The organism is Bosea beijingensis, from assembly GCF_030758975.1.
Taxonomy (GTDB): Bacteria; Pseudomonadota; Alphaproteobacteria; order Rhizobiales; family Beijerinckiaceae; genus Allobosea; species Allobosea beijingensis.
On record NZ_CP132359.1, the window covers coordinates 2,016,076 to 2,040,153 of the forward strand.

Sequence of the window (24,078 nt, forward strand, 5' to 3'; positions counted from 1 at the left end):
GCCGGAGCCTGCCCATGCCTCTCGATCCCGCCTTGCGCGAAAAAATCCTCGCCGCCGTCGAGGCGGGCTTCGACGAGCAGGTCGCCTATACGCAGGAACTGGTCCGTTTCGCCTCGACCCGCGGGCAGGAGCACACGGTCCAGGATTTTATCTTCCGGGCGATGAAGCAGCGCGGCTTCATCATGGACCGCTTCGCCATGGACAGGGAGGCGATCGCGGCCCATCCGGGCGGAGCGCCTTTCTCCGATACGCATTCCGAGGCCCCGATCGTCGTCGGCATCCATCGCCCCCGCGAGGAGAAGGGCCGCTCCCTCATCCTGCAGGCCCATGTCGACGTCGTCCCGGCCGGCCCGGCCGATCAGTGGAAGCATGCGCCCTTCGACCCCGTGATCGAAGGCGACTGGATGTATGGCCGTGGCAGCGCCGACATGAAGGCTGGCTCCGCCGCCAATCTCTTCTGCCTCGATGCACTGCGCCGCATCGGCATGCAGCCGGCGGCGACGGTCTATGTCGAATCCGTCGTCGAGGAGGAATCGACCGGCAACGGCGCGCTGATGACGCATCTGCGCGGCTATCGCGCCGAGGCAGCGCTGATCCCCGAGCCGGAATACGAGATGCTGGCGCGCGCCAATGCCGGCGTGCTCTGGTTCCAGTTCGAGGTGCGCGGCATCCCCGCCCATGTCCGCGAGATGGGCACCGGCGCCAATGCGATCGACGCCGCCTATCGGGTCGTTGGAGCGCTCCGCAAACTCGAGGAACAGTTCAATCTCGAGAAGGCCGGCCGCGAGCATTTCGAGAACGATCCGCATCCGATCAACCTGAACATCGGCAAGATCGAGGGTGGCGACTGGGCTTCCTCCGTGCCCTGTTGGTGCCGGGTCGACTGCCGCGTCGGCCTCTATCCGGGCGTCACTGCCAAAGAGACGGCGCAGCGCATCGAGGACTGCATTCGCGAGGCCGCGCGTGGCGATTCCTTCCTGGCGAACAACCCGCCGAAGGTCACCTTCAACGGCTTCTGGGCCGAGGGTTATGTGCTGGAGCCGGGCAGCGAGGCGGAAGCCGTGCTCGCCCGCGCCCATGAGGCGGCGCTCGGCAAGCCGCTCAAGAGCTTCATGACGGCGGCCTATCTCGATACCCGCGTCCATGCGCTCTACGACAAGATCCCGGCGCTCTGCTACGGCCCGATGGGCGAGAACATCCACGCCTTCGACGAACGCGTCAGCCTTGCCTCTGTGAAGCGCATCACCGGTGCCATGGCGCTCTTCGTCGCCGAATGGTGCGGGCTCGAAAGCATCGAGGGGTGAGTGCGACGACGCCGGGCCGGGCCCTGCTTCTGGTCCCGCTGCTCGGGTTGCTCTGGGGCTTCAACTGGCCGGCGGTGCGGATCTCGCTGACCGAGATCGCACCCTGGACCTTGCGCGCCGCCGGCATGAGCTTCGCCGGGCTTGTGCTTGTCGGCATCGCGCTGGTGCGGGGCGTCCCGCTCGCCGTGCCGCGCGCACAGTGGCCGCGATTGGTCGTCGCCGGCTTTCTCTCGATCGCCGCCTTCAACGTGTTGCTCGCCTTCGCGCAGCTCGCCGCGCCGACCTCGCGCGCCGCGATCCTGACCTTCACCATGCCGATCTGGGCGACGCTGCTCGCGCGCTTCGTGCTGGGCGAGGTCTTCGACGGTCGGCGTCTGGCGGGGCTCGCGCTCGGCATCGCCGGCCTCGTCTGCCTCGGCCTGCCATTGATCCTGGCCGGGCAGCTTTCCTTCGGCCTGATGCTGGCGCTCTGCGCGGCGGTAAGCTGGGCCTTCGGCACGATCGTCACCAAGCGCTGGCCGGTCTCGGCCCCGGCACTGACGATCGCTGCCTGGCAACTGCTGATCGGGGGCTGCGTCGCCGGCATCGGCATGCTGGTCTTCGAAGGCGTGCCGGTGCCGAAACTCTTGTCGCAGCGCGTATTGACGGCACTGAGCTTCCACATCATCGGCGCGCAGGCGCTCGCCTATTTCCTCTGGTTCACGGTGGTGGCGCGCCTGCCAGCAGGCATAGCGAGTCTCGGCACGCTGATGGTGCCGGCGATCGGCGTGCTCGGTTCGGTGTTGCTGCTCGGCGAGCGGCCGACGGCGACCGACTGGCTTGGCCTCTGCCTCGTGATCGCCGCTTCCGGCGCGATCCTGATCCCGGCCCGTCGCGGCTGACGCGGCTCAGCTCTGGCCGGGGATGGCATAGCGCCGCGCCAGCACCGCGCTCATCGCGCCGACGAGTTCGGCGATGAGGCCGCCCTTCTCCCAGGAATAGATCGAGACGACCATCGCCGGCTCCATGCCGAAGGGCACGTAGGGCCGGACCCGGCGGCCGATCGTGGTCCCGATCGGAAGCAGCGAGAGGCCGAGCCCTGCCTCGACCGCCACGATGACGTTGTAGAGATTGCTGCTCGACAGCGCGATGTACCAGCGGTGCCGCTCGCGCTCGATCCGCTCGAACATCGCGTCGCGATAGAGGCCTCCGGGCGGGAAGGTCACCAATGGCAGCGGCTCCGGCCAGGACCCGGGCGCGTCGATGCTCTCGAACCAGGCCATCGCCTCGGGATAGCTGGCGCGATGGTCGGAGCTCGCGGAGGCCTCCTTGACGATGACGATATCGAATTCACCCGCCCGGTAGCGCCGCGTCAGTTCGCGGCTCAAGCCCGCGACCACGTCGAGCCGGACTTCGCGATGCTGCCGGGTGAAGCCGGCGAAGACCTGCGCCATGTTGCCGGTGACGATATCGTCGGGCACGCCGATGCGGATCGAAGCGGTGCCAGCGGAATCGCCGAGCATGGTCTCGGCCTCCTGCTGCAGCGTCAGGATGCGCCGGGCATAACCGAGCAACCGCTCGCCCGAAGCCGTGGCGCGGACGGGGCGGGCGACGCGGTCGATCAAGCCGCGCCCGACAGCTTCCTCCAGCCGCGCGAGCTGTTGGCTGATGGTCGACTGCGTCATGTTCAAGCGCTCGGCCGCCTGGGTGAAGCTGCCGGTATCGGCAATCGCGACGAAGGAGCGGAGCAGGCGGGGATCGAGCATCGGAGCGGGTGGTGCAGGTCTGAAGCAGGGATGCCATGCATATTCGCAAAGCGACTGGACGATATCCAGATATTTAATTTTCAGATGGACGCCGAGGCCTTTAATTGGAGATCAAGGCAGGCTTGCTTGCCTGATCGACAGGGATGGCGCTGCGCGAGTCCGATGTCGCCCGCGCCTCCAAGGGAGACGGAATTGACCCGATTTTCGCCGATCCTCGCCTTCGTTTTCCTCATGCTGGCCTTCGGCCCTCAGACAACCTTCGGACAAGCCATGACCGACACCAGATTGCATGCCGCCGCGGCCAAGGATGATGTCGTCGCGATCAAGCGGCTTCTCGCCGAGGGCGTCGCCGTCGATACGCGCGATGGTCGGGCGCAGACCGCCCTGCTGGTCGCGACCCATGAGAACCGCGTCAACGCCGCCCGCGCCCTGATCGAGGCCGGAGCAGACGTCAACGCCAAGGACGGGATGAACGACAGCCCCTATCTCTATGCCGGTGCGCGCGGCCACCTCGCCATCCTCAAGCTCACGCTCGAGCATGGCGCGGACCTGAAGAGCACCAATCGCTATGGCGGCACGGCGCTGATTCCGGCCTGCGAACGCGGCCATGTCGAGACGGTCCGCATCCTGATCGCGGCCGGCGTCAAGGTCGACCACATCAATAATCTCGGCTGGACCGGCCTTCTGGAGGCGATCATCCTCAGCGATGGCGGCGAGAAGCATCAGCAGGTCGTCAAGGACCTGCTCGCCGCCGGTGCCGATGTGAACCTCGCCGACCGCGATGGCGTCACCCCGCTCCAGCATGCGCGCAGCCGCGGCCAGACAAAGATGCAGCAGATCCTGCTCGCCGCCGGCGGCCGCTGAACGGGAGGCGAGCATGAGCCAGGCACAGCGTTTTCTCTGCGAGGCGATCGAGCTTGCGCAAGCCAATATGGAGAAGGGCGGCCGGCCCTTCGGGGCGGTGATCGTCCGGGATGGCGAGGTCCTTGCTACCGGTGTCAACGAGACCGTTGCGACCAACGACCCGACCGCCCATGCCGAGATGATGGCGCTCCGCTCGGCGAGCCGCAAGCTCGGCTCGCCAAGCCTTGCCGGCTGCGCCGTCTATGCCAGCGGCCATCCCTGTCCAATGTGCATGGCGGCGATGCGGCTCTCAGGAATCAGCGAGGTCTGTTACGCCTATTCCAACGACGACGGCGCGCCCTTCGGCCTGTCGACGGCGACGATCTATGCCGATCTGGCCAAGCCCTTCGCCGAGCAGTCGATGAAGATCGCTTACGTGCCCGTTCGCCTCGAAACCGGGCCCGATCTCTATGCCGAATGGAAGCGGCGCCAGCCTAAGACGGCCTGAAGCGATGAATCCTGCTCGATCCGGCGCTTCACGGGCGCTTCTGCTCGCGGCCGTGGTGCTGGTCGGCTTGAATCTGCGGCCCTTCCTGACCGGCATCGGCCCGCTCGCGGCGGAAGTCCAGGCTGCGACCGGTCTCGGCTATGGCAGCCTCTCGCTGTTCACGCTGGTGCCCATGCTGCTGATGGGCATCTGCGCTTTCGCCGGTCCCTGGCTCCAGCGCATGCTCGGCGCGCGAACGGCCGTGGTTGGCGCGCTCTGCATTCTCTGTGCTGCTGCGGCTCTGCGGCTGGTCACCACGAGCGGCGAGGCGCTGATCGCGACGGCGGCTTTCTGCGGGCTTGGTGTCGCGGTGGTGCAGTCGGTCTTCCCCGGCATCGTCAAGGCCGAATTCCCCGACCGGGTCGCGCTGGTCATGGGGCTCTATTCGGCCATGCTGATGGGCGGCGGCGCTCTCGGCGCGCAGCTTTCGCCACTGATCGCTCAACAGACCGGGAACTGGCATCTCGGCCTCGGCTGGATCGCCCTGCCGGCCGCGCTGGCGATGCTCGTGTCAGCGGTGGCGATACCGTCCGGCCGATCGGGGCAGGGCGGCGGACTGCCGGCGCTCGTCCTTCTGCGCCGCCCGCGCACATGGCTCCTGATGGTCTGTTTCGGGCTGGTAAATGGCGGCTATGCCTCGGTGGTCGCCTGGCTGGCGCCGGCCTATCAGGCGATGGGCTGGTCGGGGGCCGAGAGCGGTGGCGTGCTGGCGGTGATGGCGGGGAGCCAGGCGTTAGCAGCGCTGGTTATTCCCGCGCTGGCGGCTCGCAATCCAGATCGCCGATTCTGGATCTGGCTTGCACTGGCCTGTCAGGCCGTCGGCTTTGCCGGCTTGGCCTGGTGGCCGCTTGCTGCGCCCACCGGCTGGGCGATTGCGATCGGCGCCGGTTTAGGCGCCGGCTTCGCGCTGTTCCTGATCGTGGCGCTCGACCATATCGACAATCCCGCAAATGCCGGGGCGCTGTCGGCGCTGATGCAGGGCGGCGGCTTTCTGATCTCCGCCGTCCCGCCCTTGATCGTCGCACTGCTGCGCGATGCCGGCGGCAGCTTCACCGCCGGCTGGCTCCTGCATCTGGCCTGCGCCGTGCTGGCGGGGTTGATGGCGCTGCGCTTCGCGCCGCGCGGTTATGCCCGCGCGATGCGGTTGATGCCGAAGGCCGATCAGGCCTTGTCGCCGAGATAGGCGGTCGCGTCGATCTCGACGAGGCAGTTCGGCGAGCCTAGCCCGTTGACGATGCAGGAGACGCGATGGGGCGTCGCCTCGGCGAAATTGGCGAAATAGACCTCGTTCATCGGCTCCCAATAGGCGCGGTCGGTGACGTAGACCGTGCATTTCACGACATCGTCGAGGCTGCCGCCGGCCTCCTCGAGCAGCGCCTTGATATTGTCGATGCATTGCTGGGTCTGGGCGCGGGGATCGCCGATCGCGAGCGCGCCGTCCTTGTCGGTGCCGACGCAGCAGACGAACATGAAGCCGCCGGCGACGGTGGCCTGGGCGAAGGGCAGGCGGCCCTTGTGGATGCGGTCCGAGGTGATGATGCGCTTGGGCATGGCAGGCTCCGTCGACGGGCGGTCACCCTAGCGACTGGACGCACCCGGCGGAATGCAGCGTTCGGGAAACGGTGTAAGTCACGCCGCTCATTCGGCCATCGTCACCGCAGTATTCTGCAATATCTCTTCTCTCGCGCCTCCGATTGACTAAATTGGATGCAGGCCGGGTCGGACAGCCGTGGCAGAGCAGCCACCGCCGAACGCTTGGGACGCATCGGGAATGGATTGGGTATCGCTGGACGCCTATGACGAGGACCGCATTTCGGTCATCAGCCGGAACCTGGCTGCGGCGATCGATGCCGCGACCTTCGGCGAGGGATCATGGGACGAGGTGCCTGCGATCCTGAGCGAGGCCTTTCCGGGTTCCTGGGGCGGGCTCGCCAACATGAACTTCTCCGAAAGCCGCCTCAACTTCCTGTCGCTCCAGAATATGGAGCCGGCCTTTGCAGCCGCCTATGCGGGGCATTTCGCCGCTATCAATCCCTGGAACGCTTATTGGGGCCGCATCAAGGGGACCACGATCGCCGCCTCGGAAGAAGTCTCTCCGGCGCAGAATTTCATCAAGACGGAATTTTATAACGACTGGCTACTTCCGCAGAATCGCGCGGTGGCCGCAGCCGGCATGAAACTCGTCGGCGAAAGCGGCGAGGTCGTGAACCTCCTCGTGCATTATCCGCTCTCCAGATCCGAGGTCTACGACACGGCGACGGTGAAAATCCTGACCAATATCCGCGGCAATCTGGAGCGCTCGGTCAACCTGGCCCGCCTCCTGCGCGCGGATGTTGAAACCGCGGTTGCCGAAGCGGCGCTGGTGGAGCGTGGTCGCTGCGCGGCCTTCATCATCGATGGCGATCGGCGCCTGCGCGAAGCGAACCGGCTTGCGGAACGGCTCTTCGCCTCGGGACATGGGGTGGCGGTTCGGCATGGTCGCTGCCATCTCGGGGATGCGACTGCGGATGCTCGCTTCGCATCGGCGCTGGAAGCGCTGTCCCGGGGAGAGCCCACGCCGATCTCGCGGATCGGTTTTCGTACCGCGACCGGGGCTTGGCAGCTATCGCTCGCTTCGCTTCCGGTTGCCCAGCCCCCAGGGGGAGCGCGCCTCGCCTTGCTGCCGCCCCGGCGCATGGTGCTGGTGCTCGTCACCGATCTCGGCTCGAGGGGATTGAGCGCCGGCAACCTGGACGCCCTCGCCGGAGGTTTCGGCCTGACGCAGTCGGAAATCGCCTTCTGCAAGCGCCTGCTGCTGGGCGAGACGATTGCCGAAGCTGCAGACAAGCTCGGCATCACCCAAGGGACTGCGCGGACGCGGTTGAAGACGATCTTCCAGAAGACCGGGACGTCACGGCAGGCGGAGCTGATGCTCTTGCTGGTCAATATGAGTTGACCATGGCTGACCGGGTTGCCGAGAAACTTCGGAGCGCGGGAACGTAGAGAGCAGAGCACGATCGTGCGTGTCAGAAATGTGCCGCACTAGGTGCATTCTGCCGCAATATTTCTGCATCCGGTAGCAGGGGCTTCAGAAACCGGACATCGCGAAAAGCGCTTTGATTTCAAGAAGTTTGCAATCCATGGCGACTCGCACGAAGTGTCGAACGTTGAAACCTAATCCTAACTTCAAATGTCGCCACAGATCGAGTTGCGCCCGATATCGTCACTTCGACGCGTGCTGTCCTAAATCGTGGCGGCCGGTTGAAACTACCGAATTGATGGTGAGGCCAACGCTTTGCGCCGATAGCTGACACGGACTGGCTGGCGGGAAGCGGACATTCCATTCTGGCCGTAGTTCAATTGCGCCATAACTCCCGAGTGGCGCCGTTTCCGGCGCAACTGCGGATGATAGACGGGAGCATGTAATCTATGACGGGGGACAAGGATCCGCGGATTATCGCGATCGAGCCTGGCGATCGTCTGGTTGTGCTGGCTCGGATTTTGGATGCATCGTCGGAGCAAGCGAAGCGCGCTCTCGAACAGGAAGCAAGAGAGTGGCGTCCGCTCGGCAGCACTTGCCTCGGCCGGGGTCTATACCGCCACGACTCGATTTTCAGAGGGCAATCCGATGCCGCCGTCTGGAGCCATGTCGAGTTCACCTACTTCCGGGATTTCATACCAGGCGATGTGATCGATCGGCTCGTCCGGTCGCCTCCGGTTCCAGGCGTAGTGCTTCTGCGCGCCGAAATCCTGCTCACGACGCCGGCGTCTTTCGTGGTTCCCACGAACTGGGCGGGCTCGTCGCATCGCCCCGGCCGCAGACCCTCGATCGAGTACCTCGACGTGCATCCATCCCGACTGGCGGACTACCGGGATATGATGCGTCGCCATATCGGACCTGCGGCGGCGAAGCTTGTCGCCTTAGACAAGCTGGGGACGTTCAGATCGATGGAGACGGCCGCCGTCATGTTCCAGGATCCTTCGCTTGTCGCGACCTGGAACCAGATCCACCTCAGCGAGGTGGTCGCGGAAGGATTTCGCGGCTTCGGCGAGGAACTCGATGCCGCCTTGCGGGAGACTGTGCCGGGCGGCAGTTTCGCCAACGTTTTCGCTGGGTTGAATGATATGCGGACTATTCCTCGCTGGACCCTGAACATTCCGGTGTTCGAGGATGAGGCCGCCGTGGGCGATTGGGCGAAGAGTTCCTCCCTCTAGCTGAGCCGCGCAGTTCCAATCGCCGACATCAGGGCCTAGCCCGGAATCGGACATTTGCGGGCAGGTCGAAAGCTAAATTCACTGAAGGGGCAGAGGCGGATCGTTACAGCCGATTTGGAAAGTTGCGCTGATTGAGATTGCACGAACTCCGGGGCTCGACTTCCACGATCGTATGCGAGAGGTCATGAATCTTGGCGAGCTTCTCCTGTAGAAGCTGGCCGGCTGAGGATTGGCCGAAGAGATGGCGACGTGGAGGTCGTTGATGGTGTCGCCATCCGTTTCAGGGGAGGCCCCCAACCTCCACCCGCAGATCCTCGCTCTCGGTCATATGGTCCAGCAGCACGCCGCCGTTCCCAATGCGGAAGGTGCCTCTCAGGGCTCGCGAGCGAAGGGGTCGTCAATGCTGTGCGCCGGTTGAGTGAACCAGCGCGCGCCATCCTCGGCCATGTAGGCGATGTCCTCGAGCCGGACACCGAATTCGCCGTAGATGCACATCATCGGCTCCACCGAGAAGCACATGCCGACCTGGAGTGGCGTCTTGTTGCCCTTGACCATAAAGGACTCCTCATGGACGTCGAGGCCGAGCCCGTGGCCGGTCCGGTGCGGCAGGCCCGGCACCTTGTAGCCGGGCCCGTAGCCTGCAGCCTCGATCACGCCGCGGGCGCCGAAATCGACGTTCTCGCAGGGGGCGCCGAGCTTGGCGGCGGCAAAGCCACCGAGCTGCGCCCGCTTCTCCAAGTCCCAGATCTCGCGCTGGCGGGCGCTCGGCTCGCCGAAAACATAGGTGCGGGTGATGTCGGAGCGGTAGCCGCCGACCTTGGTGCCCATGTCAATCAGCACCATGTCGCCATCGGCCAGCGTCTGCTCATAGGGCACGCCATGCGGGTAGGCGGTTGCTTCGCCGAACTGCGCGGCGCCGCTGGTCCAGTTCATGCCGAGCTTGCGATGCGCCTGGTCGAGGAACATCTTGACCTGCGCCGTGGTGACGCCGACCTGCAGCGCGCGGGCGGCGGCCTTGTGGACCTCCATGGTGATGTCCATGGCGCGCTGGATCAGCGCGATCTCGGCGGCGGATTTCAGTTGCCGGCAGGTGGCGGTGATGCTGCCGCCCTGGGTGAACGAGAAGCGGTTTCCGGCCTTGCGCAGGCCGTCGACCGTATAGAACGGCGTGTGCGGGTCGAGCGCGATCTGGCCGCTCTCATAGCCCATGGAGCGGATCGTCTCGACGACGAGCTCAGTCGGGTCCTCGTGTTCTTCCCAGCAACGCACCTGGTCGCCGAACTTCATGTACTCGCGCGTCTTTGGTTCCTCGAAGGTCGGGCTGAGATAGACGATCTCGCCCTCGACCGGGATGATCGCGCCGTGTAGCCGCTCGGTCAGGCCGAGCTGGATGCCCGTGAAATAGGCGAGGCTCGTCGAAGTATCCAGATATAGCGCCTGCAGGCCCTGCTCGCGTAGCAATTCCTGGGCCTTGGCGATGCGGTCTTTAAATTCCTTGACCGCAATCGGCTCGATGCCGTCGGTCATCGGCTTCAACTTGGCGAGTTCCGCCTCGAAGCTCGATCCGCCCACTCCGATGGTCATATGCGTCGTCCCCGTCTGGTCGTGTGAAAAGGCTTGGCGTCGGTTTCAGGCGGCTGGCGCCTGCGCCTGGGCTGGTCCATCCGCGTCGCCCTGCAGCAGGTGCAGCAGGTCGTGCCGCACGGCGAGCACGTGCTCGAGGGTCAGCCTTGCCGCTTCTTCGGCATTCCCGGCACGGCAGTAGGCGAGCAGCGCGGCATGCTCGTGCTTGGCCCGGGCCGTCGCACCGTCGGACATGGCGAGTTGGACGCGGGTGTAGCGATCGGTGTTGGCGAGCAGCATCCGCACCAGTTCGAGCGTCTGCGTGCGGCCGGAAGCGCCGTAGAGCGACAGGTGGTATTCGCGGTTGAGCTCGCCATAGGCTTCAGTGTCGCCCCGCGCGATCGCCGCGGAATAGTCCGCCAGCAGGGCCTCGGCCCGCGCGAAGTCGCCTTCGCACAGCCGCGGCACGGCGCGGCGGATCAGATCAGGCTCGAGAATGGCGCGCAGGTCGAACAGCTCGGCGATGTCGAGGGCCGACAGGGCCGTGACGACGGCGCCGCGATGCGGATGCAGCGTCACCAGCCCCTCGGCCGCCAGTTGGCGGAAGGCCTCCCGGATCGGAATTCGGCTGATCCCGAACTCGCGCGCCAGCGCGTCCTGCCGCAAGGCCTCGCCCGCCGCGACCGCGCCTGAGAGGATGCGCCGGCGCAGCTCGTTCACCGCCGCGCCGGCCACGGTCTGCCGAAACTGGGGTAGCGTCGCTCGTATCGGGCCGCTGGCGTTCATCGCGCTCGCTCGTTCATTGGGCTTTGTAGCGCCGCTGGACCAGCAGCCCGGAGATGGCGGTGAGCGTCAGCGTCGTCAGCATCAGGATGAAGGCGATTGCCGCCGCGAAGGGCCAGTTGTTGTTGACCGCGAACTCCCGGTAGAGCATCGGCGCCATCATCTGGAAGCGCGCGCCGCCGAGCAGGAAGGGCGTCGCATAGGCGTTCATCGCCAGGATGAAGCATAGGATGCCGCCGGTCGCGATGCCCGGCAAGGCGAGCGGCAGCACCACATGCCCGAAGCGCCGCGCCGGATCGGCCCCCAGGCTGTCGGCGGCCTCTTCCAGCCTGGCGTCGATGCCCTCGATCACGCTCTGCAGCGTCAGGATCATGTAGGGCAGGTTGATCGAGAGAATGCCGAGCGCCACCGCGAAGGAGGTGTAGAGCAGCGAAACCCCGGGGCCGCCGAACGCGGTATAGAGCGCGTCGATGATGCCGCCCTTCGCCAGCACCCCCATCCAGCCCAGGGCGCGCACGGTGGAGCCGATGAACAGCGGCAGGATGATGAGGAGCACGCCGATCGATTTCCAGCGGCTCTGCGAACGCGCCAGCTTGTAGGCGATCGGAAAGCCGAGGATCAGGCAGAGCAGGGTCGTGATGATCGCGATGCTGAACGTCGTCCAGAGGACGCCCGTATAGAAGGGGTCCGTGACGAAGCGCAGATAGTTCTCCGGCGTGAACGCATCCACCATGAAGGTGCGGCGATCGTACTTGTTCAGGCTGTAGCGGGCGAGCAGTGCCAGCGGCAGCACCAGCGAGAGCATGACGACCATGGTCGCCGGCCCGATGAGCAGCGAAGCTGTAAGCCCCTCGGGCCGGCGACGCGTCATGGAATCAGCGCCTTTCGAGGGTGCGGCGCCACCAGTCGTTCATGTCGTCGCGGACGGCGCTGAGCTGGGGGTAGGGCGCGGGAAGAAGCTTCGTGCCCTCAGGCAGGGTGAGGTTCTTGGCGACCTCGCCTTCGAGCGTGACATTGGTGACGGTCGGCTGATACCCCATCGTCGCGGCGAAGGCGCGCTGTGCCTGCGGCTCGAGCGCGGCGTTGATATAGGCGAAGGCCGCGGCCTTGTTCGGCGCGTTCTTCAGCACGCACATGCTGGAGACATAGGTCATGCAGCCTTCCGCCGGGAAGGAAGAGGCCATGGCGACTCCGCCCTTCGACCAGAACAACACGCGGGCATGCCAGACCAGGCCGACGTCGATCTCGCCGGACTTGATGCCGGGGGCGAAGGCCTCGGTCGAGGTGTAGACCTTGGCGCCGGCCTTCACCAATTTCTCCAGGCTCGCCTTGACCTCTGCGATCTTGCCGGGGTTGCCTTGCTGCTTCAGCGCCGCGGCCATCGCGACCCAGATATAGCTGTTGTCGAGGATGCCGACCTTGCCGCCATAGGCCTCCATCTCGTCATAGCTCTTCGGCGGCGTCTTCACGCGCTCGGGGCTGTAAGCGATGACCTGAGGGCTGTAGATATGCGGGATCGAGTAAGGCGTCGCGAAGGTCGGCTGGACGTATTTCAGGTTGGGAACCTTGCCCTCGTCGAGCGGCTCCAGCATGCCGGCATCCTCGAGGTCGTAGGCGGCCGGCGCCTGGACCGAGATGACGTCGACGCTGCCGCGCGGCAGGCGGCGCTGGGCGATCGACTTGGCGACGCGCGTCGGCTCCGTGCCGGCATCCTGCACCGTCTCGATGCCCTTGGGCTTGAGCAGGGGCTCCTCGATGTTCTGCGCGAGCAGCTTGCCGTAGTCGCCGCCCCAAGTGCTCATCACGACCTGACCGGAGGCGGTCTGCGCCCGCAGGATGGCAGGTGCGAAGATCGGCGCGGCGGAGGCGCCGGCCGCAAGCGTCAGAAGGCCTCGTCGGGTTGGTTTGAACAGGTCGGTCATGTCGTGATCCCCTTGGTTATGGTTGGATATGACGCGGCCGGCTCAGGCCGCGCTGGCGGCAACGGTTGCGTGGTTTGCGTCGAACAGGCGCTCGTTGATCCCGTCCCAGGTCACGTCGACCCTTTCGCCGGCGGCCCGGCGCGGGTTCCCGCTGGTGCCAGTCGGGTCGTGCAGAACGAAGGCACCGCCGCCTTGGAAACCGAGCAGATAGTCGATATGGCCGCCGACATAGGTCGCGTCCTCGACCGTCGCGCTGGCGCGCGGCGCGGCGGCCTCGGCCTGCGTGTGCAACCGGACCCGCTCGGGCCGCAGCGCCAGCGTATGGGCGCCACGCGCGGCGTAGCGGTTGGCGAGCTTCAGAACCGCGCCGCCCGGCAGGCGGAAGACGTCGGCATCGACGAGCTCGCCCTCGATGAGGTTGCTGTGGCCGATGAACCGGGCGACGAAGGGGTTGAGCGGCTGCTCGTAAAGCTCCTCCTGCGTGCCGACCTGCTGGACCTTGCCGTCATTCATCAGCACGAGCCGATCGGCCATGGTCATCGCCTCGTCTTGGTCATGCGTGACCATCAGCGCGGTCAGGCCGGCGGCCTTCTGGAGCTGGCGTATCTCGCGGGCGACGGACTGGCGCAGGTTGGCATCGAGATTGGAGAGCGGCTCGTCGAGCAGCAGCACCTTGGGCCGGATCGCCAGTGCGCGGGCCAGGGCGACGCGCTGCTGCTGGCCGCCCGAGAGCTGCCGCGGATAGCGGTCCGCCATCGCGTCGAGCTTGACCATGGCCAGGGTCTCATCGAGCCGGCGGTCGATCTCGGCCTTGGGCAGCTTGCGCATGCGCAGGCCGAAGGTGACGTTCTGCGCCACCGTGAGATGCGGAAACAGCGCGTAGCTCTGGAACACCATCCCCATCTCGCGCTGATAGGGCGGCAGCGCGGCGTAGTCCTTGTCCTCGACCAGGATGCGACCGCGCGTGGCCGCGACGAAACCGGCGACGAGGCGCAGCGTCGTGGTCTTGCCGCAGCCTGAGGGGCCGAGCAGCACCAGCATCTCGCCCTGCCGGACATCGAGGTTCACGTCCTCGACCGCGGCGGTGCTGCCGTAGATCTTGGTCAGGCCCTCGATGCGGAGATGGGAGGCAGCGCTCATCAGACGACCTTGCTCAGTTTGACGTAACGGTCGATCGCCAGCAGCAGCAGCGCGATGACGGCGGTCTGGACCACCACCACCGAGGCGACGAGCGGATCGAAACGGTATTCGAGATATTGCAGCACCGAGATCGGGAAAGTGATCATGCCCGGGCTAATCAGGAACAGCGTCATCTCGATGTTCTCGAACGAGACGATGAACGCGAAGAGCGCGGCGGCGACGATGCCCTGGCGCATCATCGGCAAGGTCACGCTCCACAGCACGCGGCCGGGCGAGGCGCCGAGATTGGCCGCGGCCTCCTCGATCGAGCGGTCGAGCTGCACGAGATTGGCGACGCAGAGCCGCACCACCCAGGGCGTGGTGATGAGCAGATGGGCCAGGATGAGCACCCAGTCGGAGCCGATCAGCGGGATCTGGCTGCGGATCTCGATATCGACCATCAGGACGTAGAGGCCGAGGCCGATCACGACGCCGGGGACCGTCAGCGGCGAGAGCAGCAGCACGTTGAGGAGGCCGCGGCCCGGGAAGCTGTAGCGCACCAGCGCGATCGAGGCCGGCACGCCGATCAGCAGCGCGCAGATGGTAGAGAGCGCGGCCACGCGCAGACTGGTTCCGAGCGCCTGCCCGAATTTCGGGAATTCCGCGAGCTTGCCGTACCAGGACAGGGTGTAGCCGCTGGGCGGGAAGGTGACGACGCCGTCGGCGAACAGGCTCATATAGGCGGTCATCAGCAGCGGGATCAGCATCAGCGCGACGCCGATGCAGACGAGAAGCCGCACGAGGCCGGTCATTGCCGCAACGCTGCCTGCCGGGGCCGGAGCGGGGCCTGCCGGTGCGGAGTCCGTCATCGCCGTATGCTGTGCCACCGCCACGCCGTTCCTCCTCCGAACAGCACAAAAGAGAGAAGGAATGCCGCTTCCTGTCAATTGGATAAAATCGCCAATATGCAATTGTCTTATGTAATGTTCTGTGGAAGCCTGCGTCCGGTGGCGGCTCCGGCCGATGCTGCCCCCGCCCGTGCCTTTCGGAGAGACGCCCATGAGCCTGCTGCTTTTCACCGGTGGTCGCTTCCTCGATCCCGGCTGCGACAGGCTGGTCGACGGCGTCGAGGTTCTGGTCGAGGGCGACCGCATTCGCGAGGTTTCCGACAAGCCGATCGCCAGTGCTTCGGCCTCGCGCATCGAGCTGAAGGGCCGGACGCTGATGCCGGGACTGATCGACATGCATGTCCATGTCGTCTCGGCGGTGGTGAACGGCGTGCAGAACGCCATGACCCCGTCTTCGCTCGTCGCGCTGCGCACGGCGCGCACCATGAATGCCATGTTGATGCGTGGGTTCACCACGGTGCGCGATCTCGGCGGCGCCGATCTCGGCCTCGTCATCGCGGTAGAGGAAGGGCTGATCGAAGGCCCACGCCTGATCATCTGCGGCAAGGCGCTGAGCCAGACCGGCGGCCATTCCGATCCGCGCGACCGCTCGGAGACCCGCGCGCTCTATACCGGCCGGCTCGGCCAGGTTGGCCAGCTCTGCGACGGCGTCGACGCGGTCAGGCTCGCTGCGCGCGAGCAGCTTCGCGCCGGGGCCACCTTCGTCAAGATCATGGCCAATGGCGGCGTCGCCTCGCCGAACGATCCGATCCACGCGCTCGGCTTCTCGCGCGATGAGATCAAGGCGGCGGTGGAGGAGGCCGAGAATGCCGGCACCTATGTCGCCGCCCATCTCTATACCGACAAGGCCATCGCGCGGGCCGTGGAATGCGGTGTGCTGTCGCTGGAGCACTGCAACCTGATTCAGCCGGACACCGCGAAGAAAGCCGCGGCCGCCGGTTGCTTCGCAGTGCCGACGCTCGCCGCTTATGAAGGCCTGGCGCGCGAGGGCACGGCCTTCGGGCTCAGGCCGGAATCCGCCGCGAAGATAGAGACGGTGCGCAAGGGCGGCATCGAATCGCTGTCCTATATGCGCGATGCCGGGGTGCCGATGGGCTATGGCTCGGACCTGCTCGGGCAGCTCCAGAAATATCAGACGCTCGAATTCGAGCTGCGCGCCCAGGTGTTGCCGCTGCCGGAGGTTCTCGCCTCGGCGACCAGCGTGGCGGCGAAGCTCTGCCGGATGGAGGGAGAGATCGGCGCGCTCGTACCCGGCGCCTATGCCGACCTGCTCGTGGTCGATGGCGACCCGACTCGCGACGCGACATTGTTCCAGAATGATGGGCGGGCCCTGCGCGCGATCATGCGCGGCGGCCGGTTCTTCAAGAACGAGCTGCATTGAGGCAGCCGGACGGGGAGACGAGACGATGCGGGGAATGATCGTCGCAGCCCAGCCGGAAGCGGCCGAGGTCGGCGCGGAAATCCTGCGGCGCGGCGGCAACGCCGTCGATGCGGCCATCGCCTGTGCCTTCAGCCAGGGCGTGGTCGACCCGCAGATGTGCGGGATCGGCGGCTTCGGTGCGATGCAGATCAGCATGCCCCGGCGCGGCGTCCATACCGTGCTGGAGTTCCTGGCGCGCGCGCCGCTGGCGGCGACCGCCGAGATGTGGGCCGACCGTTTTGTGGGTCAAACGCGCGACGGCTTCGTCTTCCTGCTCCGGGACCACGCCAACGAACTCGGCCATCTCGCGGCCGGTACTCCCGGCAACGTCAAGGGCTATGCGGATGCGCTGGCGCGGTTCGGCACGATGACGCTGAAGGATGTGGTGGCGCCGGCGATCCGCCAGGCGCGCGAGGGCTTCATGCTGCGCCCCTACGTCCACTATTACTGGACGATCGACCAGCGCGCCACGGGCCAGGTCAACACCGAGGACAAGCTGAGGCTCAGCGAGACCGGCCGGGCGATCTATTTTCATCCGGACGGCACGTTGAAGCGGCCGGGCGACCGCGTCGCGAACCCCGATCTCGCCAACACATTGGAGCGCATCGCCGCACACGGCCCGGACATCTTCTATACCGGCGAAATCGCGCAGGAGATTGCCGCCGACATGGCCGCCCATGGCGGCCTGATCGGCATGGACGACCTCGCCGCCTATCAGGTGCGCGAGAAGGCGCCGGTCTGGGGCTCCTATCGCGGGTTCGGGATCGCCGGCAATCCGCCGGCTGCCGGCGGCGTCTCGCTGATCGAGCTCCTGCATATCCTGCAGGAATTCGATCTCTCCGCGCTGGCGCATAATTCGACCGAGCATGTGCGCCTCCTGGCCGAGGCGATGAAGTGGATGACGATCGACAAGGACGCCCATATGGGCGACCCCGATTTCGTCGATGTGCCGATCGACATGCTGTTGTCGCGGGAGCATGCGGCCGAGCGTGCCGCCCGCATCCGCGCCGGTGAGAAGGCGAGCGTGCCGCGCTCCGAGCTCGTCAGGGACCCGCCGGACACGACGGTCACCTGCGTCATGGATGAGGACGGCAATGCGGTGACGATCACCCACACGCTAGGCCAGCCCTCGGGCGCGATCACCAACGGGCTAGGCTTCATGTATAACGGCACGATGAGCGGCTTCGACCCGCGTCCCGGGCGCGCCGCCTCGATAGCGCCGGGCAAGGCGCGCGGCAGCGCCATGGCTCCGACCATCGTTTTCAAGGACGACAAGCCGGTCATCGCCATCGGCGCGCCCGGCGGCACCTTCATCGTGCCGGCGCTTGCGCAGGCGCTGAGCAATGTCATCGATTTCGGGATGACGATGGCGGAAGCGGTGGCCGCGCCGCGCATCGTCTGCCTCAGCGACACGATCGACGTCTCGAACAGGATCGAGCGCCGCGTCACCGCCGAACTCGAGGCGACAGGCTATCCAGTCGTCCGGTCCTACCAGTCCTTCGCCTTTGGCGCGCCGCACGGTGTCAAAGTCGATGGCGCAGGCTGGTCGGGCGGAGCCGATCCGCAGCGCGACGGCATGGCGATCGCGGTCTGAGCCGTTCGATTCTGACAAGCCTCCGCCGATCTTATGTCCGGCTCGCAATATTGAGGTTAAGTGCTCTCAAGGGATGCACCTTCCAACCTCGGTGCCACCGAGGCTGCCATCCTGATCGAGGTCTGGAGATATGCTGAGCCTAGCAAGGAGTAGGCGGCGAACGTCGACATACAGGCGGACCTCGTCGCCTTCGGCCTTGGCAGTCACCGGCATGCGCTGCCGAACCTCACCCGGCATCTTGTTTCCCGTGCTTATCAATATCAGGCACTGCGGTTTCGCCCGCCGCGCCGTGAGGCGAAGGTTTATTCGTGCTCGCGTGTCGAGAGGCTTCGGATGCCTAGCGCACATCACGCCGCTCAGGATTGCTGTTTGCGCCACAAGCCGACCTTGGCGTCCCGCCCGGAAGCGGACGCTCGCCCTAGGCGGCGTGAACCCTTATTCGAGCCATAGGATTGTTGCGGCGAGGCGCTGGTGCTGCGAGAGAGGATTGAACTCTCGACCTCTCCATTACCAATGGAGTGCTCTACCACTGAGCTACCGCAGCAGGTCCGGCGGCCGGGGCGTTCGCGGTTGCTCTGAGGCGGTTGCGGGCGCTGGCGTCGTTCCGAAGCGGCGCCCTGATGCCACAACCTTGGGACGGACGCAACCCGCTCGATCAATCCGGCAGCAATAACCGTGGATCGATCCGGAAGAGCCGGCCGTCGCCGAGGAGATGCGCGCTCAATCCTTCGCGGAACAAGGGCCGGAAAGCGGCGTCGCGCAGGTTGAGGCCACCGGCATAGGCGCCCATCGCCGGCATCACGCAACGCTGCGCCGAGAGCGCAAAACAGCGCCGCCGGATCGCCCGCCCACGCATCCTGACCTTGGCGGCAGGGTGCAGATGCCCGGCGATCTCGTGGCCGCCTCCGGAAGTTGTCGGCTCATGGCGCAAGGTCACGCCCGCGAGCACGATCTCCGCAGCGCTCTCGCCACCCATGGCATGGCTGATCGCCGGGTCGTGGTTCCCGGTGATCCAGAGCCAGTCGAGCCCTTGCTGCAGGGCGGCAAGCGCGGCGCGCATCTCCGGCGCCAGCCGGTTCTCGGCATCGCGGTCATGGAAGCTGTCGCCGAGCGCGATGACGCGGGCTGGCTGATGGCGCCGGATCGTGGTGGCAAGCGCGGCGATCGTCGCGCTCGAATCATAGGGCGGCAGCATCACGCCGCGCGCCGCATAGGCCGAGCCCTTCTCCAGATGCAGGTCGGCGACGACGAGCGTGCGCTCCTCCGGCAGCCAGAGCGCGCCCGAGAGATCGGGCACGAGCGCGAGCCGGCCCAGCATGAAGGCCTCGCTCGTCTTCGCTGGAACTGCCGCTGCAGCCGTCACGCCATCGCCTCTTCCGTCAGCATCGCTTCTGCTTCCGCCAGGATCTCGTCCGCCGCCTCGCCATAAACCGCCTCGCGCCCGATCTCGAGCATCACGGAGACGCCGAGCGGCGAGACATGGTCGAGCGGCTGATGCACGATTCGGCCGCTGATCCGTGTCAGCATCTCACCAAGCCGGCGAATGTCGAGCAGGCCCGTCGCCGCATCGGCCCGCGCTGCCTTGAGCAGGATATGATCGGGCTCGTGCCGGCGCAGCACGTCGTAGACGAGATCGGTCGAGATCGTCACTTGCCGCCCGCTTTTCTCCTGACCGGGGAAGCGGCGTTCGATCAGCCCGCCGATGATGGCGCAGGAGCGGAAGGTGCGCTTCATCAGCGCCGATTCCGCCATCCAGTCCTCCAGATCGTCGCCGAGCATGTCCTGCGCGAAGAGCTCGTCGAGATCGAGCGCGCCGCGCGCGATCGCCGCACTCATATCGCCGAGCGTCCAGCAGGCCATGCCGTAATCGTTGCAGACGAAGCCGAGCGGGCGCATCCGGGCGCGCTCCAGCCGCCGCGTCAGCAGCATGCCGAGCGTCTGGTGGGCAAGGCGGCCCTCGAACGGATAAGCGGCGAGATAGAAGCGTCCGCCGCGCGGAAAAGTCTCGACCAGAAGCTCGCCGGGCTGGGGCAGGCGCGAGACCCGCTTCTGCGCGTGAAGCCAGGCCGAGACCTCCTCCGGCAGCGTGTGCCAGAGGCTGGGCGAGGCCAGGATGGCGCGCACGCGGGCGGCGAGGAAGGTCGAGAGCGGGAACTTGCCGCCGTCATAGGAAGGGATCTTCGGATCGGTGCCAGCAGCGGCGCGCGAGCAGACCGCCTCGTTCTCGACGATCCCCTCGAAGCGAAGCACCTCGCCGGCGAAGATGAAGGTGTCGCCCGGCACCATCGTCTCGGCGAAATATTCCTCGATTTCGCCGAGCACGCGCCCGCCGCGCGTGATTATGCCAGGCTGGCCAGGTTTGCCGGCGCGCGCCCGGCCGAGCCGGACCTTCAGCATCGTCGCCTCGACGATCGTGCCGACATTCATGCGGTATTGCTGGATGACGCGGGCATGGCTGGCGCGCCAGAGGCCGGCCTTGTCCTGCCGCAGCTTGGCGAAGCGCTCGTAGCTCTTCAGCGCATAGCCGCCGGTCGCGACGAAATTGACGACGGCGTCGAAATCCGGGCGGGTGAGATCGGCGTAGGGCGAGGCGGTGCAAACCTCCTCGTAGAGCGCATCGGCCTGGAACCCATCCGAGCAGGCGACGCCGAGCACGTGCTGGGCGAGCACGTCGAGCGCCCCGATGCGTGGCGGCGGCGTGTCCTGCGCGGCCTCGTGGACGGCTTCCAGCGCAGCGCGGCACTCCAGCAGCTCGAAGCGGTTGGAAGGCACCAGCAGCGCCTCCGAAGGCTCGTCCATGCGGTGGTTGGAGCGTCCGATGCGCTGGATCAGGCGGCTCGCCCCTTTGGGAGCTCCGAGATTGACGACGAGGTCGACATCGCCCCAGTCGATGCCGAGATCGAGCGTCGCGGTGCAGACTACGGCCTTGAGCCGCCCATCCGCCATCGCCGCCTCGACCTTGCGGCGCTGCTGCGCATCGAGCGAGCCGTGATGCAGCGCGATCGGCAGGTTGTCGTCGTTGAGGTTCCACAGGGCCTGGAAGGCGAATTCCGCCTGCATGCGCGTGTTGACGAAGACCAGCGTCAGCTTGTGCGCGCGGATGGCCTGATAGACCTCGGCCATCGCATGCAGGGTCGTATGGCCTGCGATCGGCAGGCGGCGTTCCGTATCGAGGATGCCGATGCGCGGCTTTGCCCCACCCGCGACGGTGACGAGCCCTGCCGGCGTCTCGGCGCCGCCGAGATAGCGCTGCAGATCGGCAGGCTCGCGCACCGTTGCAGAGAGACCGACCGCCGAGACCTGCGGCGCCAGCGCTTTCAAGCGCGCGAGATCGAGCGCCAGCAGGTCGCCGCGCTTGGAGGTGACCAGCGCGTGCAATTCGTCGAGCACGATGCGGCGCAAGGACGAGAAGAACGGTGCGGCGTCGCGATGCGAGACCAGCAGAGCAAGCTGCTCCGGCGTCGTCAGCAGGATATCGGGCGGGCGCTGGATCTGGCGGGTGCGCTTGGCGGCGGAGGTATCGCCGGTGCGCGTCTCGATGGTGATCGGGAGATCCATCTCGCGCACGGGCGCTTCGAGATTGCGGGCGATGTCGACCGCCAGCGCCTTCAGCGGCGAGATATAGAGCGTGTGCAGGCCGTCATGCTTGCCCTCCCGTTCGGCCAGTTCGGCCAGCGAAGGCAGGAAGCCGGCTAGCGTCTTGCCGGCGCCGGTCGGCGCGACCAGCAGCGTCGAGCGTCCGGCGCGAGCCTCCTCCAGCAGCGCAAGCTGATGCTGCCGCACGCTCCAGCCGCGGCCAGTGAACCAAGCCTCGAAAGCGGGAGGGAGCGGGGAGGGGGCGACCATGCCGGCCGAAGATAGGTGGTCGGGAGGGGGAACGAAAGGGGAATGAAGCCATTGCTTCAGTCGGTCGGTTCAAAGCGTCAGCGTGTTGCTGTCGTCATGCATCCAAACGCACAGTCGCCGCGTACACCCAATGAGGTGTGGCCCCGCCTCAAAGCCGCATCTTGGGGCTGACCCGGTCGCGAACACCCCTTTGCGGCCGGGTCTCTCACACCTGATCACCAAGGCTCATTGCCTTTACCGCTTCTCCGCCACGACCAGCAGCCCCGGCACAGGCGCGCCGCGATCCTGCCGCGTGCTGGCGGGCTCGACGAGTACGGGGGGGAGCCCTGCTTCGACCAGCCGCTCCCTCAGCCAGCTTTCCGCATGCGCGAACCGCCTGTCATCGCCGACCACCACGCCTTCTCCGTCATGGCTCTGGACCGTGAAGGCGAGCAGCCCGTCCGGTTCCAGCACGCGCGCGCTTTGGGCGAAGCAGGGCGCGAGCTCGCCGAGATAGACGAAGACATCGGCCGCGACGACGAGATCGGCGGAGGCGTCCGGCCGGCTGGTCAGGAACGCCGTCAGCCCCGCGACGGCGAGCTTGTCGTAGAGCGGCGTGCCGTCGGGTGCGAGCTTGGTCCGTGCGCGCTCGATCATGCGCGGCGAGAGATCGCAGCCGGCGATGAAGCCGCTCTGCTCGTGGATCGCCTCGCCCATCAGGCCGGTGCCGCAGCCGAGATCGTAGACGATGTCGAACCGGAAGGGCCGGCCGGCGTTGCTGCAGCAGCGGACGAGTGCCGCCTTCAGCAGGTCGGGCGCGTTGTAATGCAGGGTTTGCGTGAGATGGCTGTCGAAACGGTCGGCATAGGCGTCGAACAGCGCGCCGGAGAAATTCTCCGAGGTCGCCTGCTCGGCCGGCAAGGCGCCGATGCGGGCGAGGTCGAGCCGCGCGCCGAAATGGTCGTTGGGGTCGAGGTCGAGGCATTGCCGCCAGGCGGTGGCAGCGTCCTCCTTGTGGCCGAGCGCTTCCTGCGCCAGCCCGTAGAGATGCCAGGCTGCGGTGAAATGGTAGGCTTGCGACAGCGTCTGGTCGAGAATTTCGACGGCCGCTTGCGCGTCCCCGTCCTTCAGCGCAGCCTCGGCCCAGCCATAGCGGCGGTCGAGCACGGGGTCGCCGGACGAGGCGAAATGCGTGGTCGAGCCTGTATCGGTCATAACTACGGGTCTAGCCGAGGAGTGTGACGCTGGCCAGACAAAGCGCCCGCTGGCGCCCCTCCGAATTGCTGCTGCCGACGCCGGCCGGGCTCTATTGCCCGCCGGCCGATATCCATATCGATCCGGTCCGCCCTGTGGCGCGGGCGCTGATCACGCACGGCCATTCCGATCATGCTCGGGCCGGCCATGGTGCCGTGCTGGCGACACGCGAGACCTTGGCCATCATGGCGCTGCGCTATGGCGAGGGTTTTACAGGCTCGCAGCAGGTCGCGGTGCCCGGCGAGGCCATCCGCATCGGCGAGGTCGATTTCACCTTCGTGCCCGCCGGCCATGTCCTCGGCTCCGCCCAGATCGCCGTCGAAAGCCGGGGTCTGCGCATCGTCGCCTCCGGCGACTACAAGCGCGAGCGCGACCCGACCTGTGCCGGCTTCGAGCCCGTGCCTTGCGACATCTTCATCACCGAGGCGACTTTCGGCCTGCCGGTCTTCCGCCATCCATCGGCGGCGGGGGAGGTGGCAAAGCTCTTGGAATCCGTCAGGCTCTTCCCGGAGCGTACGCATATCGTCGGCGCTTATTCGCTGGGCAAGGCGCAGCGCGTCATGGCCTTGATCCGCGAGGCCGGCTACAACAGGCCGATCTATATCCATGGCGCCGTCGAGAAGATCACCGCCTTCTATGCAGCCGAAGGCATCCCGCTTGGCGAGATAAGGCTCGTCTCGGAAACCGATCGCAAGACGCTGGGCGGCGAGATCGTCATCTGCCCGCCGAGTGCGACGCAGGACTTGTGGGCGCGCCGCTTCCCGGACCCGGTTACCGCCTTCGCATCGGGCTGGATGCGGATCAGGGCGCGGGCGCGCCAGAAAGGCGTCGAACTGCCGCTCGTCATCTCCGACCATGCCGACTGGGACGACCTGCTCGCGACGATCAAGGAGGTCCAGGCCGGCGAGATCTGGGTGACACATGGCGAGGCCGACGCGCTCGTCCACTGGTGCGGCACGGCCGGCCTCAAGGCCAAGCCGCTGCATCTCGTCGGCTATGGCGACGAGAACGAGGCCGATCCGGTCGAGGAGGCGGCTAATGCAGCTTCCGCCTGAGA

General features: G+C 66.5%; 21 protein-coding genes and 1 tRNA gene. 10 read left to right on the plus strand and 12 right to left on the minus strand.

Annotation, left to right across the window (positions count from 1 at the left end):
- Positions 1-14 precede the first annotated feature (14 nt).
- Positions 15-1,304 (plus strand): ArgE/DapE family deacylase, encoded by a 1,290-nt coding sequence (locus tag Q9235_RS09745; RefSeq protein ID WP_306226697.1) that lies wholly within the window; start codon positions 15-17, stop codon positions 1,302-1,304.
- Positions 1,301-2,185 carry a DMT family transporter gene (locus Q9235_RS09750; RefSeq protein WP_306226699.1) on the plus strand — a complete coding sequence of 295 codons (885 nt, stop codon included), beginning with the start codon at positions 1,301-1,303 and terminating at the stop codon, positions 2,183-2,185. The genes Q9235_RS09745 and Q9235_RS09750 overlap by 4 nt, the downstream gene beginning before the upstream one ends.
- 6 nt (positions 2,186-2,191) lie before the next feature.
- On the opposite strand, the gene Q9235_RS09755 is transcribed toward Q9235_RS09750, so the two are convergent.
- Positions 2,192-3,049, minus strand: coding sequence for a LysR family transcriptional regulator (locus tag Q9235_RS09755; protein WP_306226700.1), 858 nt, complete (start codon positions 3,047-3,049; stop codon positions 2,192-2,194).
- Positions 3,050-3,319: 270 nt separating this feature from the next.
- On the opposite strand from Q9235_RS09755, the gene Q9235_RS09760 reads away from it, so the two are divergent.
- From Q9235_RS09760 to Q9235_RS09770, 3 genes are read left to right on the plus strand one after another with little or no spacing between them, the layout of a single operon-like run.
- On the plus strand, positions 3,320-3,913 hold the full coding sequence (locus tag Q9235_RS09760) for an ankyrin repeat domain-containing protein (protein ID WP_422678305.1): 594 nt from the start codon (positions 3,320-3,322) through the stop codon (positions 3,911-3,913).
- Between the two features lie 13 nt (positions 3,914-3,926).
- Positions 3,927-4,400, plus strand: a complete 474-nt coding sequence (locus Q9235_RS09765) for a nucleoside deaminase (RefSeq protein ID WP_306226702.1) — start codon at positions 3,927-3,929, stop codon at positions 4,398-4,400.
- Positions 4,401-4,404: 4 nt separating this feature from the next.
- Positions 4,405-5,622, plus strand: a complete 1,218-nt coding sequence (locus Q9235_RS09770; RefSeq protein ID WP_306226704.1) for a cyanate transporter — start codon at positions 4,405-4,407, stop codon at positions 5,620-5,622.
- On the opposite strand, the gene Q9235_RS09775 is transcribed toward Q9235_RS09770, so the two are convergent.
- Positions 5,601-5,990, minus strand: coding sequence for a RidA family protein (locus Q9235_RS09775; protein ID WP_306226706.1), 390 nt, complete (start codon positions 5,988-5,990; stop codon positions 5,601-5,603). The genes Q9235_RS09770 and Q9235_RS09775 overlap by 22 nt on opposite strands.
- 385 nt (positions 5,991-6,375) lie before the next feature.
- On the opposite strand from Q9235_RS09775, the gene Q9235_RS09780 reads away from it, so the two are divergent.
- Both Q9235_RS09780 and Q9235_RS09785 read left to right on the plus strand, forming a co-directional pair.
- A complete protein-coding gene (locus Q9235_RS09780; protein ID WP_306226708.1) occupies positions 6,376-7,374 on the plus strand; it encodes a helix-turn-helix transcriptional regulator in 999 nt (332 codons plus the stop codon).
- 473 nt (positions 7,375-7,847) lie between these two features.
- Complete coding sequence (locus tag Q9235_RS09785) at positions 7,848-8,633, plus strand: hypothetical protein (RefSeq protein WP_306226709.1); 786 nt, start codon at positions 7,848-7,850, stop codon at positions 8,631-8,633.
- Between the two features lie 372 nt (positions 8,634-9,005).
- On the opposite strand, the gene Q9235_RS09790 is transcribed toward Q9235_RS09785, so the two are convergent.
- From Q9235_RS09790 to Q9235_RS09815, 6 genes are read right to left on the minus strand one after another with little or no spacing between them, the layout of a single operon-like run.
- A complete protein-coding gene (locus tag Q9235_RS09790; protein ID WP_306226711.1) occupies positions 9,006-10,217 on the minus strand; it encodes a M24 family metallopeptidase in 1,212 nt (403 codons plus the stop codon).
- Positions 10,218-10,262: 45 nt separating this feature from the next.
- Entirely contained in the window at positions 10,263-10,982 is a 720-nt protein-coding gene (locus tag Q9235_RS09795) for a GntR family transcriptional regulator (RefSeq protein WP_306226712.1), read from the minus strand.
- 13 nt (positions 10,983-10,995) lie between these two features.
- Positions 10,996-11,850 carry an ABC transporter permease gene (locus tag Q9235_RS09800; RefSeq protein WP_306226714.1) on the minus strand — a complete coding sequence of 285 codons (855 nt, stop codon included), beginning with the start codon at positions 11,848-11,850 and terminating at the stop codon, positions 10,996-10,998.
- 4 nt (positions 11,851-11,854) lie between these two features.
- Complete coding sequence (locus Q9235_RS09805; RefSeq protein ID WP_306226716.1) at positions 11,855-12,901, minus strand: ABC transporter substrate-binding protein; 1,047 nt, start codon at positions 12,899-12,901, stop codon at positions 11,855-11,857.
- Between the two features lie 42 nt (positions 12,902-12,943).
- Positions 12,944-14,041: an ABC transporter ATP-binding protein gene (locus tag Q9235_RS09810; protein WP_306226718.1), complete on the minus strand. Its 1,098-nt coding sequence runs from the start codon at positions 14,039-14,041 to the stop codon at positions 12,944-12,946.
- Positions 14,041-14,889, minus strand: a complete 849-nt coding sequence (locus Q9235_RS09815) for an ABC transporter permease (RefSeq protein ID WP_306226719.1) — start codon at positions 14,887-14,889, stop codon at positions 14,041-14,043. Before Q9235_RS09815 ends, Q9235_RS09810 begins: the two co-directional genes overlap by 1 nt.
- Before the next feature lie 190 nt (positions 14,890-15,079).
- Here Q9235_RS09815 and Q9235_RS09820 point away from each other — a divergent pair, with 190 nt between their 5' ends.
- Both Q9235_RS09820 and ggt read left to right on the plus strand, forming a co-directional pair.
- Entirely contained in the window at positions 15,080-16,309 is a 1,230-nt protein-coding gene (locus tag Q9235_RS09820) for a metal-dependent hydrolase family protein (RefSeq protein WP_306226721.1), read from the plus strand.
- A gap of 25 nt (positions 16,310-16,334) precedes the next feature.
- Entirely contained in the window at positions 16,335-17,942 is a 1,608-nt protein-coding gene (gene ggt, locus Q9235_RS09825) for a gamma-glutamyltransferase (RefSeq protein ID WP_306226723.1), read from the plus strand.
- 469 nt (positions 17,943-18,411) lie between these two features.
- On the opposite strand, the gene Q9235_RS09830 is transcribed toward ggt, so the two are convergent.
- The 4 genes from Q9235_RS09830 to Q9235_RS09845 form a co-directional block, all read right to left on the minus strand.
- Positions 18,412-18,486, minus strand: a tRNA-Thr gene (locus tag Q9235_RS09830).
- Positions 18,487-18,597: 111 nt separating this feature from the next.
- Complete coding sequence (pdeM, locus tag Q9235_RS09835) at positions 18,598-19,260, minus strand: ligase-associated DNA damage response endonuclease PdeM (protein ID WP_306228185.1); 663 nt, start codon at positions 19,258-19,260, stop codon at positions 18,598-18,600.
- 41 nt (positions 19,261-19,301) lie between these two features.
- Positions 19,302-21,788, minus strand: a complete 2,487-nt coding sequence (locus Q9235_RS09840; protein ID WP_306226724.1) for a ligase-associated DNA damage response DEXH box helicase — start codon at positions 21,786-21,788, stop codon at positions 19,302-19,304.
- A gap of 234 nt (positions 21,789-22,022) precedes the next feature.
- Positions 22,023-22,982, minus strand: coding sequence for a methyltransferase domain-containing protein (locus Q9235_RS09845; protein ID WP_306226726.1), 960 nt, complete (start codon positions 22,980-22,982; stop codon positions 22,023-22,025).
- Positions 22,983-23,011: 29 nt separating this feature from the next.
- Between Q9235_RS09845 and Q9235_RS09850 the strand changes: the two genes are divergently transcribed.
- Positions 23,012-24,076 carry a ligase-associated DNA damage response exonuclease gene (locus Q9235_RS09850; protein ID WP_422678357.1) on the plus strand — a complete coding sequence of 355 codons (1,065 nt, stop codon included), beginning with the start codon at positions 23,012-23,014 and terminating at the stop codon, positions 24,074-24,076.
- The last annotated feature ends 2 nt before the right edge of the window (positions 24,077-24,078 follow it).